Genomic DNA, 14,386 nt, shown 5'->3' with positions numbered 1-14,386 from the left:
CCTTAACGTTCATGACAGGATGGCGGGATGACGGGTGTGCGCCTCACCGCGGCCGTGCTGCTTCTCGTGGCCCTCACCGCCTGTTCCCCCCAGCCGTCCGCCACGCCGCCGAGCCCGGCCGGCTGCGCTTCCGCGAGATCGCCCGGCTGGAGCAGCCCGTGGCGTTCGCCGTGCGCGAGGGCGACGACCGCCTCTACGTCGCCGAGCAGGGCGGGCGGCTGCGCACCTCCGACGGTGACACTGTGATCGACCTGTCCGGCGAGGTCAGCACCGGCAACGAGCAGGGGCTGCTCGGCGTCGCCTTCCACCCCACCGGCCGCTGGGTCTACCTCGACTGGACCGACGCTCAGGGCCACACCCACGTCACCGAGTGGGCCTACGACGGCACCAGGGCGACCGCCCGGCGCGACGTGCTCACCCAGGAGCAGCCGTACGCCAACCACAACGGCGGCCAGCTCGCCTTCGGCCCCGACGGCCACCTCTACATCGCCCTCGGCGACGGCGGCAGCGCGGGCGACCCCCAGGGCAACGGCCAGGACCTCGGCACGCTGCTGGGCAAGATCCTGCGCATCGACCCGCGCGGCGAGCCGTACGAGATCCCCGAGGACAACCCGTTCGTCGGACGGGAGGGGGCGCGCCCGGAGATCTGGGCGTACGGGCTGCGCAACCCGTGGCGGTTCCACTTCGACCGCGACAGCGGCGACCTGTGGATCGGCGACGTCGGCCAGAACGAGCGGGAAGAGGTCAACCGCCAGCCCGCCGCCTCCGAGGGCGGCGAGAACTACGGCTGGAACCTGCGCGAGGGCGACCGCCCCTACCGCGGCGGGGGCGAGGGCCGCGACCTGGTCGACCCGGTGATCGCCTACCCGCTGGGCGAGGGCGGCAACTGCTCGGTGATCGCCGGCCCCGTCTACCGCGGCCGGCAGATCCCCTGGCTGCGCGGACACTTCCTGTACGGCGACTTCTGCGCCGGCTGGATCAGGGCCGCGCCCGTCGACGACGTCGCGGACGCGGCCGAGGTCGGCGAGGTCGAGCAGCTCTCGTCGTTCGGCGAGGGGCCCGACGGCGAGATCTACGCGCTCAGCCTGCAGGGTCCGCTGTATCGGATCGAGCCTGCCTGACCCGTTCGAGCAGGGTCTCCACCTGGTCGTTCAGCTTCGAGCCGCGGGCCCAGCCGGCGTAGTGGGTGAGGAAGACGACGACCTCCCGCAGCTCGGTCTCGTTCAGCTCGCCGGCCCGCAGCGCCGTGTCGAGCTGGACGTCGGTGAGCTCGTGGAGTCCCTGTCCGACCAGCAGCCCGAGGAGGAGCAGGCGGCGCTCCCTGACCGTCAGCACCGACCGCGACCACACGTCGGCGAAAAGGCGCTCGGCCGTGATGCCGAAGGAGTCGACGGTCTCCATGGCGGGTTCTGTCATTGTTCGCTCCGGTTATCGGAAGGGACGCTCATGTCTTTCGCTACTTCCTGAGTTGACCTCATGGAGGTTGCATGAAGGTTGTGGCGGAGCATCACGGCCATAGGCGCGTACGCCGAGACCCATGGGTAACGAGCAACAGCAAGGTGCCGCCAATTTGGGCAAGATTCACAACTTTACCTGCTGTCGATTCACCGTGAAACACGACAGAACCACTCGGTCGGTACGGGAAACGTCTCACGCGTTGTTACGGTCGTGCTCCTCGTGGGCGCGGCGGAGCAGGGCCATCAGCTTCTCCTCCTCGCGGATGCGCCGCCGGTACTTCTCCGGCAGCCGGCGCAGCTGGGCCTCCTCGGTGAGCAGCCGGCGGTAGATCTCCTCGCGCACCTCCGGGTCCCGCTCGACGTCCAGGTACTCCTGGGCGTGCCGGCGCGCCGCCGACACCGTGTTCTGCGCCCGGCCTTTGGCGCTGACCAGCGAGGCCACCACGGTGATCACCAGCACGGCGAGGATCACCAGCAGGGACAGGCCGGTGCTGATCTCGATGACCGGCACCGGCTCGCCGCCGTTGATGAACGGCACGTTGTTCTCGTGCAGCGCGTGCAGGATCAGCTTGACCCCGATGAAGCCCAGGATGATCGCCAGCCCGTACGTCAGGTAGATCAGCCGGTCCAGCAGCCCGTCGATGAGGAAGTAGAGCTGCCGCAGCCCGAGCAGTGAGAACGCGGTCGCGGTGAAGACGAGATAGACGTTCTGGGTCAGGCCGAAGATGGCTGGGATCGAGTCGAGGGCGAACATGATGTCGGTGCCGCCGATGGCGATCATGACGAGCGGCATCGGGGTCATCACCCGCCTGCCGTCGACCACGGTGGACATCCGGTCGCCGTCGTACTCGTCGGTGGTGCGCAGCCGCTTGCGGGCGAAGCGGATCAGGATGTTGTCGGGGGCGTGGCTCTCCTCGCTCTCCGGTTTGAACAGGTTGCCCGCCGTGATCAGCAGGATCAGGCCGAAGAGGTAGAACACCCACGAGAACAGGCTGATCAGCGCCGCCCCGATCAGGATGAACACCGTCCGTGCCAGCAGCGACAGCGTGATGCCGAACAGCAGCACCTTCTGCTGCTCCGCGCGCGGCACCTTGAAGCTGGAGATGATGACGAGGAAGACGAACAGGTTGTCCACCGACAACGCCTTCTCCGTCACGTAGCCGGCGAAGTACTCCGCGCCCGGGGCATGGCCGCCGAACCACCAGACGCCCACCCCGAACAGCAGCGCGACACCCACGTAGAGCGCGGACCAGACCGCCGCCTCGCGCAGCGTGGGCACGTGCGCCTTGCGTACGTGGAAGATGAAGTCGAACAGCAGCAGGCCGACGATCCCCAGGATCGTCAGCGCCCACACGGCGGCGGATACGTCCACTCCAGGCTCCATGCGCGAGCCGTCGTGGGGGGTGGCGACTGCTGGCGGCGCTCACTCGTTGGCGACGGTTGTCGTCGCAGGTGGTACCCGGTCTGGAAGGCCCCAAGCGGCAGATCGTCCGGGCCGCCGGTTACAGTGGGCCCGCGTCATCGGGGAGATCACAGGAGGGCCGTCGTGTCACGCCACCGCGTCATCGTCATCGGAGCCGGCATCGCGGGCGCGAGCGCCGCCTTCGCCCTGGCCCGCCGCGGGGCGGACGTCACGATCGCCGACCCCGGCCTCGACGGGCAGGCCACGCAGGCCAGCGCGGGCATCATCGCGCCGTGGGCCTCTCCTCGGAGGGCCCCTTCTACGACCTGTACGCGGCCGGCGCGGCCTACTACCCGCAGGTCATCGCCCTGCTGGCGGAGGCGGGCGTGGAACGTACCGACTACCGCCGCACCGGCGCCCTGATCGTGCACGCCGACCCCGCCCGGCTCGACGAGGAGCAGGCCCGCGCCGAGGCCCGCGCCCGCGCGGCCGGCGACGTCGCGGGAGAGGTGAGCCGCCTCGGCGGCGACGACGTCCGCGCCCTGGTGCCGGTGCTGGCGCCCGAGCTGGAGGGCGTGTTCATCTCGGGCGGCGCCCGGGTGGACGGGCGGACGATGCGCGACGCGCTGCTCACGGCGGCCGAGCGCCACGGCGCGCGGCGGCTGCCCGGCCGGGCCCGCCTGCTGCCGCGCCCGCACGGCGCGCCCCGCGTCGAGGTCGGCTCGCAGGAGCTGGAGGCCGACGACGTGGTGGTGGCGGCGGGTGCCTGGGCCGGCGAGCTGCTGGCGCCCCTGGGTCTGCGCCCGGCGGTCGAGCCGCAGCGCGGCCAGATCACCCACCTGCGCGTCGAAGGCGTCGACACGAGCGGCTGGCCGTCGGTGCTGCCGCTGTCCCACCACTATCTGGTGGCCTTCGACGACTCGCGGGTGGCGGTGGGGGCGACCAGGGAGACGGGCAGCGGCTTCGACCCCCGGGTGACGGCCCGCGGCCAGTGGGAGGTGCTGTCGGACGCGTTCGGCATCGCGCCCGGCCTGGCCGACGCCACGCTGCTCGAGACCCGGGTCGGCCTGCGGCCGCTGCCCTCCGGTGGGCTGCCCGTCGTCGGCGCGCTGCCGGGGACGCCCGGGGTGCACGTGGTGACCGGCTTCGGCGCGGCGGGTCTGACCATGGCGCCCTATACGGGCGACGCGCTGGCCCGCTCGATCCTCGACGGCGCGAATCCGGCGGAGCTGGCCCCCTTCGCGCCGTGACCTGCCGGAAACCTGTCGCGGCCTTCCTTAACATGGCGTTCACATCCGGGCAAAAGGTGGGAAACGGCTGTCCATAAGACTCGGCGTGGCTGAGAAGGACGCTGAAAGGACCGCCGTGTACAAGGCTGAGTACATCTGGATCGACGGCACCGAGCCCACGGCTCTGCTGCGCTCGAAGACCAAGATCCTGGCCGACGGAGCCGAGCCTCCGGTGTGGGGCTTCGACGGCTCCAGCACCAACCAGGCCAAGGGGCACTCGTCGGACCGCGTGCTCCGCCCGGTCTTCACCTGCCCCGACCCGATCCGCGGCGGTGACAACGTCCTCGTGCTGTGCGAGGTCGAGGAGATCAACGGCGACCCCCACGTCAGCAACACCCGCGCCCTGCTGCGCCCGATCGCCGAGCAGTACGCCGAGCAGGACTCCTGGTTCGGCATCGAGCAGGAGTACACGTTCTTCAAGGGCAGCCGCCCGCTCGGCTTCCCCGACGGCGGCTTCCCCGCCCCGCAGGGCCCCTACTACTGCGGTGTCGGCGCCGACGCCATCTTCGGCCGCGAGATCGTCGAGCTCCACCTCGACCGCTGCCTCGCCGCCGGCCTGAAGATCTCCGGCATCAACGCCGAGGTCATGCCCGGCCAGTGGGAGTTCCAGGTCGGCCCGGCCGGCCCGATCGAGGTCGCCGACCACCTGTGGGTCGCCCGCTACCTGCTCTACCGGACCGCCGAGGAGTTCGGCGTCGAGGCCACCCTCGACCCCAAGCCCGCCCGCGGCGACTGGAACGGCGCCGGCGCGCACACCAACTTCTCCACCCGCGCCATGCGCGAGGGCTACGACGCCATCATCACCGCCTGCGAGGCGCTCGGTGAGGGCGACAAGCCGATGGAGCACATCACCCAGTACGGCGTAGGCGTCGAGTCCCGGCTCACCGGCGCCCACGAGACCGCCCCGTGGAACAAGTACAGCTACGGCGTCTCCCACCGCGGCGCCTCGGTGCGCATCCCGTGGCAGGTCGAGGTGGACAAGAAGGGCTACATCGAAGACCGCCGCCCCAACGCCAACGTCGACCCGTACGTCGTCACCCGCCTGCTGGTGAACACGTGCTGCGCGGCGCTGGAGAAGGCCGGCCAGGTCTGATCCCGGCTCACGAGAACGGGGCCCCGGTTCGGGGCCCCGTTTTTCGTCATGCCCTGTTCTTCGTCATGCGGGGTCTTTCGTCATGCAAGGCGGAAGTCCAGGTCGGGGACGATCTCCGCGACGTCCATCTGCGCCTTCTGCAGGCGTCCGGAGTGGTCCCAGTTCATCGCCTGCCAGCGGGTGAACTGGTCGAGCACCCACATGCCCGACTGGCGGCTGCCGTTGCCCGACTTGCCGTTGCCGCCGAACGGCAGGTGCGCCTCCGCGCCCGAGGTGGAGTTGTTGACGCTGACCATGCCGGCCGAGACGCCCTCGCGGAAGCGGAAGGCGTTCTTGGCGTCGGTCGTGTAGATGGAGCTCGACAGGCCGTAGCCGGGCAGGTTGGCCAGCTCGATCGCCTCGTCCAGCGTCTGGAACGCGGTGACGCCCACGATCGGGCCGAACGTCTCCTCCATGAAGATCCGGTCACCGGGGCGGACGCCGTCGACGACGACCGGGTGGTAGTACAGGCCCTCGGCGCCGTCGAAGTCGCCGCGCGGGTTGTCCTTCGTGATGCGGCCGGTGCTGCCGGTCACGACCGTGTGGTGGGGCTGGATCCAGGTCAGGTACTCCTCGTACCGGTCGGCGAACTTCTGGTCCAGCAGCGGGCCGGCCAGCACGTCCTGGGTCGGGTCGCCGATCCTGGCCTCGCGCACCGCCCGCGCGAACCGCTCCAGGAACGCCTCGCGCACGCTCTCGTGCACGATGACCGTGCCGAGGCTCGTGCAGCGCTGACCGGCCGTGCCGAAACCGGAGAACAGCGCGCCCTCGACGGCCAGGTCGAGGTCGGCGTCCGGCATGATGACCATCGGGTTCTTGCCGCCCAGCTCCAGGCAGGCGGACTGCAGGTGACGCCCGGTCAGCTCGCCGATCCTGCGGCCGACCTCGCTGGAGCCGGTGAAGCCGACCTTCTGCACGCTGCCCTCGGTCAGGGCCTTCTCCAGGCCGCCGAACGTCGCGGCGCCGTCCGCGAAGACGATGTTCAGCACGCCGTCGGGCAGGCCCGCCGCGGTGAACAGCTGGAACATGGCGTGCGCCGAGGCGGCGGCGTACTCGGCGGGCTTCCAGACGACGGCGTTCCCGCACAGCAGCGCCGGGACGAGGTACCACGACGGCACGGCCACCGGGAAGTTGCCCGCGGTCACGACCGCCGCGACGCCGACCGGGGTGCGGAAGGTGAACAGGTTCTTGTCGGGCATCTCCGACGGCACCGTCTGCCCGTACAGGCGGCGGCCCTCGCCGAGGAAGAAGTCGCAGGTGTCCACGATCTCGCGCACCTCGCCGAGCGCCTCGGCGTACGGCTTGCCGATCTCCTCGGTCACCAGCCGGGCCAGCCGCTCGGCGTTCGCCTCGACCAGCCGGCCGATGGAGGCGATCACCCGGCCGCGCACCGGCGCGGGCACCTTGGCCCACTCGCGCTGCGCCTCCTTGGCCGTGCGGCAGGCGCCGGCGAACGTGTCAGCGTCCGCCAGCCCGACCCGCGCCACGACCTCGCCCGTACGGGCGGGATTGACGGATTCGTACGTGGCCGCGGCCTCCGCGTCCTTGCCACCCACGATGGAAACGATCTGACGGCTCACCGGTGTCCTCCTCATAGTTCCTCCGGACAGACAACCATCCTGCCGGAGAAAACCCAAGAAGACCGCTTTCGTCAGGACGTCAGCACGGCGTCGATGACGTGGCGGGCGTTGGCCGCGAACGCCGGGTTGCTCTCCTGGTAGTAGGGCAGCGCGATGAGGGCGATCGACAGGGCCCGGCCGCGGCCGCGCGCCCACATGGCGTCGTCGGCGCCGAGCGCCGTACGGAAGACCTCGCGGCCGCGCGGCGGGAGCAGGTTCCAGGCGACGATGAGGTCGCAGGCGGGGTCACCCATGCCCGCCGTCGCGAAGTCGATCACTCCGGTCAGCCGCCCGCCCGCGACGAGCAGGTTTCCCGGCATGAGGTCGGCGTGCACCCACACGGGCGGGCCGTCCCAGGCGGGGGCGCGCAGGGCCGACTCCCACGCCTCGGTCGCCGCCGCCGTGTCGATCACCCCGTCGAGCTCGCCGATGGCCTTTCTGGTGCCCGCGTCGAGGTCGGCCAGCGGGCCGCCGCGGTAGGCCGGGGGAGCCTCGGGAAGATCGATCCGCCGGAACGCCGTGACGAACGCGGCCAGGTCGCTCGCGAGGCCCTCCGGGTCGGACACCTCGCCTTCCTTGGGGTTGTCGCCGTCGATCCACCGGCACACCGACCACGGCCACGGGAAACCCTCGCCCGGCTCGCCCACGCCGAGCACCTCGGGGATGGGGACCGGCAGCAGCGGCGCGAGACGGGCGAGCCAGTGCTGCTCCTTGCCGACGTCCGCGACGCCCCACCCGACGCGCGGCAGGCGGACGGACAGCTCGTCGCCCAGCCGGAAGACCGCGTTGACCGTGCCGGGGGAGGGGCACGGCTCGATGGGCAGATCCGCCCATCGCGGGAACTGCGCCGTCAGGAGCCGGCGGACGAGGGCGGTGTCGATGACGGCCTCGCCGGCGTGCATGGTGCCCATGGATGCCTTTCTCGTCAGGAAGCGAGAGCAATCCGATCGGCTTCCCGCGCGAGGCGTCAAACGATTTAGCGCCGGACTCAGGCGGTGTGGCGCAGGATGAGTTCGGCCACCTGGCCGGGCAGGCCAGGGGAGAGCAGCGAGTGGCCCATGCCGTCGATCCGCTCCAGGCGCGCGTGCGGGATCGCGGCGGCCAGGGCCTCGCCGTGAGGCAGGGGGCGCAGCGGGTCGGCCGTCCCGTGGACGACCAGGGCCGGGGCCTTGATCGCGGACAGCGGCACCAGCCTGTCCTCGGTCATCTGCCGCCCGGCCAGGTCGTGGTTGGCCGCCGCCGCGGGGTTCGCCGTGAGGTCGTGGGAGTCCTCGGTCAGGCGCCGCGCCGCCTGCTCGTCGAACGGCAGGACCCCGCCGTTCAGCGCCCGCCAGGTCTCCACCCCCGCCGCGACGGCCTCCTCGCGGGTGGCCGGCGGTGTCGCGGCGGCTCGCAGGAAGTGCTGGAGCAGGTGCGGAGCGGGCGGCGGCAGGTCGTCCGGGTCGGGCTCCTCGCCGGCCATCGCCCGCGCCCAGGCCGGCCCGGCGTCCGCGCCCATCGGACCGGTCATGATCGCGGTCAGCGTGGTCACCCGCTCCGGGCGGTGCGCGGCCAGCCACTGGGCGATCGCGCCGCCGAGCGACACCCCGGCGACGTGGGCGGAGGCGACGCCGTACGCGTCGAGCACCGCGAGGGCGTCACCCGCCATGTCGGCCAGGGTGTACGGATGCGCGGCGAAGTCGACGCAGTCGGAGCGGCCGGTGTCGCGGTGGTCGTAGCGGATCACCTGCCGGCCGCCGGCCACGAGGGTCTGGACGAGCTCGTCCGGCCAGCCGATGCCCGGCGTGGACGTACCCATGATCAGCAGCACCGCCGGATGGCCGGGATCGCCGAATCTCTCCGTCCACAGTCGCAGATTCCCAGAGGTAATGAATTGTCCGTCGCTAATGGCCATGCACATAAAAATAGCGAAATTCCGCTGCTATATTCATGAAATGCGGAATTTCGCTTTTTGTGGTATAATTGGTTACCATGAACGGACGTCGAATTCAGCGGATTCGGCGATGTCGTGTTTCGTGATGACGGCCAGCTTGCCCGCCAGATCGGCCAGCGCCCGCGAGGCGGCCAGCTCGTCGCCGATCTCCGGCACCGACGGGTCGGCCGGGTTGCGCTTGGCGTGGCCGGTGCCGATCACGCGGTCCTTGCCGGTGGCCAGCGTGGCGCGCGCTCTGGTGTCGTCACCCTCTTCGTCGAGGTGGACGCGTACCGTCCATTCCTTGGCCTGCATGTCCACCACCTCCTTTCCAGCAGGCTGCCCGCCCGGCGGCGGCTAAACCCGCGTACGGCGGCTAGATTGCCGGGCGTGCAGGAGTACGAGACGCAGGTGCGCGGCCGGGTCCCCCGCTTCCCGCCGCTCGGCGCGGTCGTCGAGCGCGACGGCCCGGTGGCCAGGACCCACTACGGCACGCACGGGAGCGTGGACCACGGCGACCTCGGCGACGCGGACCTGGAGGATCTCGTCCGACGGCAGCCGGAGGCGTTCGCGGCGCGGTGCGAGCCGGTGGAATGGCGGGTGCACGACACCGACGCCGGCCTGGCCGACTGCCTGGCGAGGGCCGGGTTCACGGCCGGCTGGGCCGCTTCGATGAGCAGTTCGCCTTCAAGCCCGACTACCACCTCTATCCCGCCGTCACGGAGCCGCCGGCGTCGGTCACCTGGCATCTCGGCGCCGGGCGCGCCGTCGCCGCCGAACTCGACCGCATCGTCAGGCGCGGGCTGCTCGCCTGCGTCCGTCCCGGCGAGCCCCTCTGCTTCCTGAACTGGCATCACCAGGGCTACCGCTTCGACCCCCGCCGGGTAGGCGGCCCCGGACAACCCTTCTGGCCGCGCACGGCGTACCCGGACGGCGACTACTACCTGTACGTGACCGCCGACCTGCGCCTCGGCACCTTCGGCCATCCGTGGGAGGAGTCGTTGTGCGTCTTCGGCGCCGACCTGCTGGCCGAGGTGGAGGCCGACCTCACCGCGTTACTCGGCACGGTCATGCGCCGGGGCGGCCGCAACGTCGGCAACATCTGGACGATCGGCCCCGACGGCATCACCCCCGTACGACCTTGACGGTTTGGTCACCGCCGGGGTCGCGTCAGGCGGTGAAGTCGGCGAAGTCGAAGCCGGGGGAGACGATGCAGCTGACCAGGACGGGTTCGTCCGCGGCGGGGCGGGCGGACTGCCAGACGCCGGCGGGGACGACGGCCTGCGGGACCTCGCCGTGCTCCACGTCCTGGCCGAGGGTGACGGTGGCGTCGCCGATGCTCAGGGTCAGCGGGCCGCCGCGGTGCCACAACCACAGTTCCGTCGAGCGCACCGCGTGCGGGACGGACTCCTCGCCCGGGTTCAGCAGGAAGTAGATGGCGGTCGCGCTGGCGCGCGGGCCCGGGTATCCGTCGGGCTGGAAGGTCACCGGCGACCTCCAGGTCTCGCGGAACCAGCCGCCCTCCGGGTGGGGCAGCAGGTCGAGGGCCTCGGCGACCGGCGGGCGCTCGACGAACGCGACCGGCGCGCCGGTGACGTCCCTGCGCAGGAACCTGCCGTCGAGCACGAGCTGGCCCTCCAGCGTGCTGACCAGCGCCGCCGCCTCGTCGGCCACCTCGATGGACGGCCCGTCGGGATAGATCCGCAATTCCACGTTCGGGATTGTATGGGGATATATCCGGAACGAAGGCGTCCGGGGTCCCTGGTCGGATGCATTCACCTGTCGTACGATCACTGGTTTTTACCCGTTCATCGCCCCATGAGTGGATGTCCGGCGATCCGACCGAACGAATGAGGCAAGACCAGGTGAAACCCGAACTTTGGCGTCCGCTGCTCAGCGGCACCGCCTCCAGGCGACAACTGTTCGCGTACGCGGCGGGCGTGGCCGGTGTCGCGGCGCTGGCTCAGGTGCCAGGCTCCGCGAACGACCCGTCGCCCGCGCTGCGCGCGAACCCGTTCACATTAGGCGTCTCCTCGGGAGACCCCCGCCCCGACGGCATCGTGCTGTGGACCAGGCTGGCCACCGAGCCCCTGGCCGACGACGGGTTCGGCGGCATGCCGCCGGAGCCCGTGCCGGTCCGGTGGGAGATCGCCGAGGACGACCGCATGCGCCGCGTCGTCCGCAGGGGCGTGGCCACCGCCCGTCCCGAGCTGGCCCACTCCGTGCACGTGGAGGTCAAGGGGCTGCGTCCGGGACGTGAGTACTGGTACCGGTTCATCGCCGGCGGCGAGACCAGCATGACCGGCCGCACCAAGACCGCGCCCGACCCCCGCTGGAACACCGAGGTGGCCTTCGCGTACGCCTCCTGCCAGCAGTGGGAGTCCGGCTTCTACACCGCCTACCGCGACATGGCGGCCCAGGACCTCGACCTCATCGGCCACCTCGGCGACTACATCTACGAGCTGGGCATCGGCGCCACCGGCGGCGTGCGGCGGACGCCGCTGTCGGCCGCGCACAACGCGCCCACGATGACGCTGTCGCAGTACCGCCTGCGCTACGCCCTCACCAACTCCGACCCCGACCTGCAGGCCGCCCGCGCCGCCGCGCCGTGGTTCGTGACGCTGGACGACCACGACGTCGAGGACAACTGGGGCAGCGACCTGTCGCCGACCGGCGGCACCCCGGAGAACTTCCTGCGCCGCCGCGCCGCCGCCTTCCGCGCCGCGTTCGAGAACCAGCCCATGCGGCCCTCCACGCTGCCGACCGGCCCGGACATGTCGGTCTACCAGCGCATCGAGTACGGCGGCCTGGCCACATTCCACGTGCTGGACGAGCGGCAGTTCCGCAGCCCGGCCGACATCAACGCCCGCCTCGACCCCGCCCGCACCATGCTCGGCGCGCAGCAGGAGGCCTGGCTGCTGGACGGCCTGGGCCGCTCCCGCAGCACCTGGAACATCATGGCCAACCAGGTGATGATGTTCCAGCTCGACCGGCTCACCGACCCCGGCCTGCAGCAGCTCAACCCCGACACCTGGGACGGCTACGCCGCCGGCCGCGACCGCCTGTGGGCCGGCATCGCCGAGCGCCGGGTCTCCAACCCGGTCGTCATCACCGGTGACGCGCACGTCAACTGCGCCGCCGAGCTCAAGGCCGACTACGCGAACCCCGACTCGCCGGCCGTGGGCGTCGAGTTCCTCGGCACGTCGATCACCTCCGGCGGCGACGGCTCCGACATGACCGCCGGCGGCACGGAGTGGCTGGCGTCCAACCCGCACCTGAAGTTCTTCAACAGCCAGCGCGGCTACATCCGCTGCCGCGTCGCCAAGGACACCATGCAGGCCGACTACGTGGTCGTGGACAAGGTCACCACGCCCGGGGGCGCCGCGTCGGTGCGCAGGTCGTTCGTCGTCGAGTCGGGCCGGCCGGCCCTCCAGGACGCGTGAGGCGGCCATGAGAAGATCCGTGATTTTCGCCGCAGCGGCGGCGCTCCTCCCGCTCGGCGTCGTGCCCGCGGCCGCCGCCACCAGCTCGCGTGAGCTGCCCAGGACGCTCGCCGGCCAGGTGCTCGTGGTGCACGCCAACCTCCAGGACTCGGTACGCGCGGCCGACGCCGCTGACACCACCGACCTGGACAACTTCGCCGAGCGGCTGGCCGCGAAGCTGCCCGCCGCGCCCGACGCGCTCGTGCTCAACGAGATCCTCGGGCCGGGCGCCCGCCGCCTGGCGAGCAGCCTGAGCAAGGCCACCGGCTACCGCTACCGGGCGGAGGTGTCGGGCGAGCGCACGGCGTTCCAGCCCGACGGCTCCGTACGCGAGACGGCGATCATCCTGAACTCCGACACCATGACCGCGGCCCGGCCCGCCGGTTACGAGCGCGTCCAGGACGAGGACCAGGCGTACACCGGGGCGGCCAGGCGCGACGGGTCGCTGCGGGTGCCGCTGCTCGCCGTGCACCCGGGCGCCGACCCGGCGACCGCGACCCCGGCGTTCACCGCGCTGGCCGCCGCCAAGTTCCCGCAGGTTCCCGGCCAGGCGCAGGTGACGGTGCTGGGCGGCGACTTCAGGAACGCCCGCTGCGCCGTGCCGACGGCCGACCAGGCCATCGGCTGCGCGCCCCAGGCGTTCTGGGCCGACCTGACGGGAGCGAAGGCGTACAGCGACGCCCTGTTCGACAAGTCCGACACGCAGAGCCGCAACCACAGCGGGTACGTGTTCTCCCGCGGCGACGTGCTGGCGGCCGGGCTCGACACCGCCTACGACGCCGACCTGCCCGACCGGGCGGCCTGCAAGGCGGCCTTCGACGCCGGGCAGCCCCGTTCGGCGCCTGGGGAGTGCCGTACGGCGTACTACGCCGACGCGCCGTTCGGGTGGGCGCTGCTCGCGCCCGGCCGGCCGGTGCAGCAGACGGTGACGCCCGCGCGGATCGCGCTGGACCACTGCGAGCTGGCCACCCGGCGCGCGGAGGTGGCCGTCCGGGTCGTCAACAACACCGGCGAGGCCGTCTCCAGGCCCGTCACGGTGACGGCCGCCGCGCCGCTCGCCGCGAACCCGGCCGAGACCTCCCTGGACGTCCCCGCGGGCCAGGGGGCGACCGGCACCGTCACGGTCACCGCGCCCCGCGACACGCCTCCCGGTGAGCACGAGATCACGGTGCGGATCGGGGACGAGGCCACCAAGGTCCCGGTCACGGTCACCGAGACGTGCACGGAGCCCGCGGTGTTCGCCACCAGCTTCCACCCCGGGCGCGAACCGGAGTTCGCGGTGGACGGCGACATCGCCACCTTCTGGCACTCGGAGTACTCCCCGCCGCACCCGCTGCCGCAGTCGATCACGCTCAACCTGGGCGAGGTCAAGCAGGTCGGCAAGGTGAACTACCAGCCGCGATTCGACGGGAACCTCAACGGCACGATCCTGGACTACCGCGTGTACGTCAGCACCGACGGTGAGACCTTCACCCAGGTCGCGACCGGCACGTGGGCGACGGACGCGCGCCAGAAGACGGCCTCGTTCGACCCGGTGGACGCCCGTTACGTGCGGCTGGAGTCCACGCGCTCCAGCGGCGGCTCGTACGCGTCCGCGGCGGAGGTGAGCGCCGGATGATCCCGCCGGGTCCGGGATGTCCCGGACCCGGCGCGAAATGTCGGTCGTCCTGGCTAGTCTGCGGCAGGTGATCGAACGGTGGAGCCGTGACCAGGTGCTCGCCCTCGCCCCCGACGCCTCCTCCCAGAAGGCCGCCCAGGGGGTGGCGGCGGCCACCAAGTGGTCGTTGCGCGGCACGACGGGCACGGTGCTCTACGGCGCGTGCAAGGGCAGTGGGGCCAAGCCCTATTTGGCCTGCGTCGACCTGAGCGAGCCGGCGTACCGGTGCAGCTGCCCCAGCCGGAAGTTCCCCTGCAAGCACGCGCTCGGCCTGCTGCTCCTGTGGTCGTCCGACGGGGTGCCGGAGGGGGAGGGGGCGGCGCCGGAGTGGGTGACCGAGTGGGTCCAGGCCCGCGCCGAACGCGCCGCCAAGGCCGCGGCCCGCATCGAAGCCGCCCGCGCCGAAGCCGCCAAGACCGCCCACCCCGGACCGCCC

14 protein-coding genes and 1 pseudogene are annotated in these 14,386 nt (G+C 71.6%); 7 read left to right on the top strand and 8 right to left on the bottom strand.

Annotated elements, in window-relative coordinates; all coding sequences use genetic code 11:
* The first annotated feature begins 11 nt into the window (after positions 1-11).
* On the top strand, positions 12-1,121 hold the full coding sequence (locus C1J01_RS21940; protein WP_111180850.1) for a PQQ-dependent sugar dehydrogenase: 1,110 nt from the start codon (positions 12-14) through the stop codon (positions 1,119-1,121).
* Here the strand turns inward: C1J01_RS21940 and C1J01_RS21935 are convergent.
* On the bottom strand, positions 1,081-1,416 hold the full coding sequence (locus C1J01_RS21935) for a carboxymuconolactone decarboxylase family protein (protein ID WP_111180849.1): 336 nt from the start codon (positions 1,414-1,416) through the stop codon (positions 1,081-1,083). The two genes, C1J01_RS21940 and C1J01_RS21935, sit on opposite strands and share 41 nt — an antisense overlap.
* A 234-nt stretch (positions 1,417-1,650) precedes the next feature.
* Positions 1,651-2,829, bottom strand: a complete 1,179-nt coding sequence (locus C1J01_RS21930) for a TerC/Alx family metal homeostasis membrane protein (RefSeq protein ID WP_181448900.1) — start codon at positions 2,827-2,829, stop codon at positions 1,651-1,653.
* Here C1J01_RS21930 and C1J01_RS21925 point away from each other — a divergent pair.
* Both C1J01_RS21925 and glnII read left to right on the top strand, forming a co-directional pair.
* A pseudogene (locus tag C1J01_RS21925) lies at positions 2,737-4,109 on the top strand (NAD(P)/FAD-dependent oxidoreductase). The gene C1J01_RS21930 and the pseudogene C1J01_RS21925 overlap by 93 nt on opposite strands.
* Positions 4,110-4,224: 115 nt before the next feature.
* Positions 4,225-5,241 (top strand): glutamine synthetase, encoded by a 1,017-nt coding sequence (glnII, locus tag C1J01_RS21920; protein WP_111180847.1) that lies wholly within the window; start codon positions 4,225-4,227, stop codon positions 5,239-5,241.
* Positions 5,242-5,321: 80 nt separating this feature from the next.
* On the opposite strand, the gene C1J01_RS21915 is transcribed toward glnII, so the two are convergent.
* The 5 genes from C1J01_RS21915 to C1J01_RS52305 form a co-directional block, all read right to left on the bottom strand.
* Entirely contained in the window at positions 5,322-6,860 is a 1,539-nt protein-coding gene (locus tag C1J01_RS21915) for an aldehyde dehydrogenase family protein (RefSeq protein WP_111180846.1), read from the bottom strand.
* A gap of 71 nt (positions 6,861-6,931) precedes the next feature.
* On the bottom strand, positions 6,932-7,810 hold the full coding sequence (locus C1J01_RS21910; protein ID WP_220040036.1) for an aminoglycoside phosphotransferase family protein: 879 nt from the start codon (positions 7,808-7,810) through the stop codon (positions 6,932-6,934).
* A 77-nt stretch (positions 7,811-7,887) separates the two neighbouring features.
* Entirely contained in the window at positions 7,888-8,697 is an 810-nt protein-coding gene (locus C1J01_RS21905) for an alpha/beta fold hydrolase (RefSeq protein WP_235854590.1), read from the bottom strand.
* A gap of 168 nt (positions 8,698-8,865) precedes the next feature.
* Complete coding sequence (locus tag C1J01_RS21900; protein ID WP_111180867.1) at positions 8,866-9,126, bottom strand: DUF1876 domain-containing protein; 261 nt, start codon at positions 9,124-9,126, stop codon at positions 8,866-8,868.
* A gap of 42 nt (positions 9,127-9,168) precedes the next feature.
* The gene (locus tag C1J01_RS52305; RefSeq protein ID WP_235854589.1) at positions 9,169-9,417 is read right to left on the bottom strand and encodes a hypothetical protein; all 249 of its coding nucleotides are present in this window, start codon (positions 9,415-9,417) and stop codon (positions 9,169-9,171) included.
* Between C1J01_RS52305 and C1J01_RS21895 the strand changes: the two genes are divergently transcribed.
* The gene (locus C1J01_RS21895; RefSeq protein ID WP_235854588.1) at positions 9,405-9,956 is read left to right on the top strand and encodes a DUF2716 domain-containing protein; all 552 of its coding nucleotides are present in this window, start codon (positions 9,405-9,407) and stop codon (positions 9,954-9,956) included. The two genes, C1J01_RS52305 and C1J01_RS21895, sit on opposite strands and share 13 nt — an antisense overlap.
* Before the next feature lie 25 nt (positions 9,957-9,981).
* Here C1J01_RS21895 and C1J01_RS52300 read toward each other — a convergent pair whose 3' ends face one another.
* Complete coding sequence (locus C1J01_RS52300; RefSeq protein ID WP_328589656.1) at positions 9,982-10,524, bottom strand: cupin domain-containing protein; 543 nt, start codon at positions 10,522-10,524, stop codon at positions 9,982-9,984.
* A 152-nt stretch (positions 10,525-10,676) separates the two neighbouring features.
* Here C1J01_RS52300 and C1J01_RS21885 point away from each other — a divergent pair, with 152 nt between their 5' ends.
* From C1J01_RS21885 to C1J01_RS21875, 3 genes are all read left to right on the top strand, one after another.
* Positions 10,677-12,254: an alkaline phosphatase D family protein gene (locus C1J01_RS21885; protein WP_220040034.1), complete on the top strand. Its 1,578-nt coding sequence runs from the start codon at positions 10,677-10,679 to the stop codon at positions 12,252-12,254.
* Positions 12,255-12,273: 19 nt separating this feature from the next.
* Positions 12,274-13,911 carry a discoidin domain-containing protein gene (locus tag C1J01_RS21880; RefSeq protein ID WP_111180844.1) on the top strand — a complete coding sequence of 546 codons (1,638 nt, stop codon included), beginning with the start codon at positions 12,274-12,276 and terminating at the stop codon, positions 13,909-13,911.
* A gap of 67 nt (positions 13,912-13,978) precedes the next feature.
* Positions 13,979-14,386 (top strand): SWIM zinc finger family protein (locus C1J01_RS21875; RefSeq protein WP_146615684.1); only part of this gene is annotated, 408 nt, incomplete at its 3' end.

Origin of the sequence: Nonomuraea aridisoli (assembly GCF_003236395.1) — a bacterium.
In the GTDB taxonomy this organism is placed as follows: Bacteria; Actinomycetota; Actinomycetes; order Streptosporangiales; family Streptosporangiaceae; genus Nonomuraea; species Nonomuraea aridisoli.
This window is presented reverse-complemented; position numbering and strand designations above follow the sequence as displayed.

What these genes read in the sequence shown, in the direction of transcription:
- C1J01_RS21940 (WP_111180850.1), top strand. Translation starts at nt 12, where the DNA reads ATGACAGGATGGCGGGATGACGGGTGTGCGCCTCACCGCGGCCGTGCT.
- C1J01_RS21935 (WP_111180849.1), bottom strand. Translation starts at nt 1,416, where the DNA reads ATGACAGAACCCGCCATGGAGACCGTCGACTCCTTCGGCATCACGGCC.
- C1J01_RS21910 (WP_220040036.1), bottom strand. Translation starts at nt 7,810, where the DNA reads ATGGGCACCATGCACGCCGGCGAGGCCGTCATCGACACCGCCCTCGTC.
- C1J01_RS21905 (WP_235854590.1), bottom strand. Translation starts at nt 8,697, where the DNA reads ATGGGTACGTCCACGCCGGGCATCGGCTGGCCGGACGAGCTCGTCCAG.
- C1J01_RS21900 (WP_111180867.1), bottom strand. Translation starts at nt 9,126, where the DNA reads ATGCAGGCCAAGGAATGGACGGTACGCGTCCACCTCGACGAAGAGGGT.
- C1J01_RS21895 (WP_235854588.1), top strand. Translation starts at nt 9,405, where the DNA reads ATGGCGGGTGCACGACACCGACGCCGGCCTGGCCGACTGCCTGGCGAG.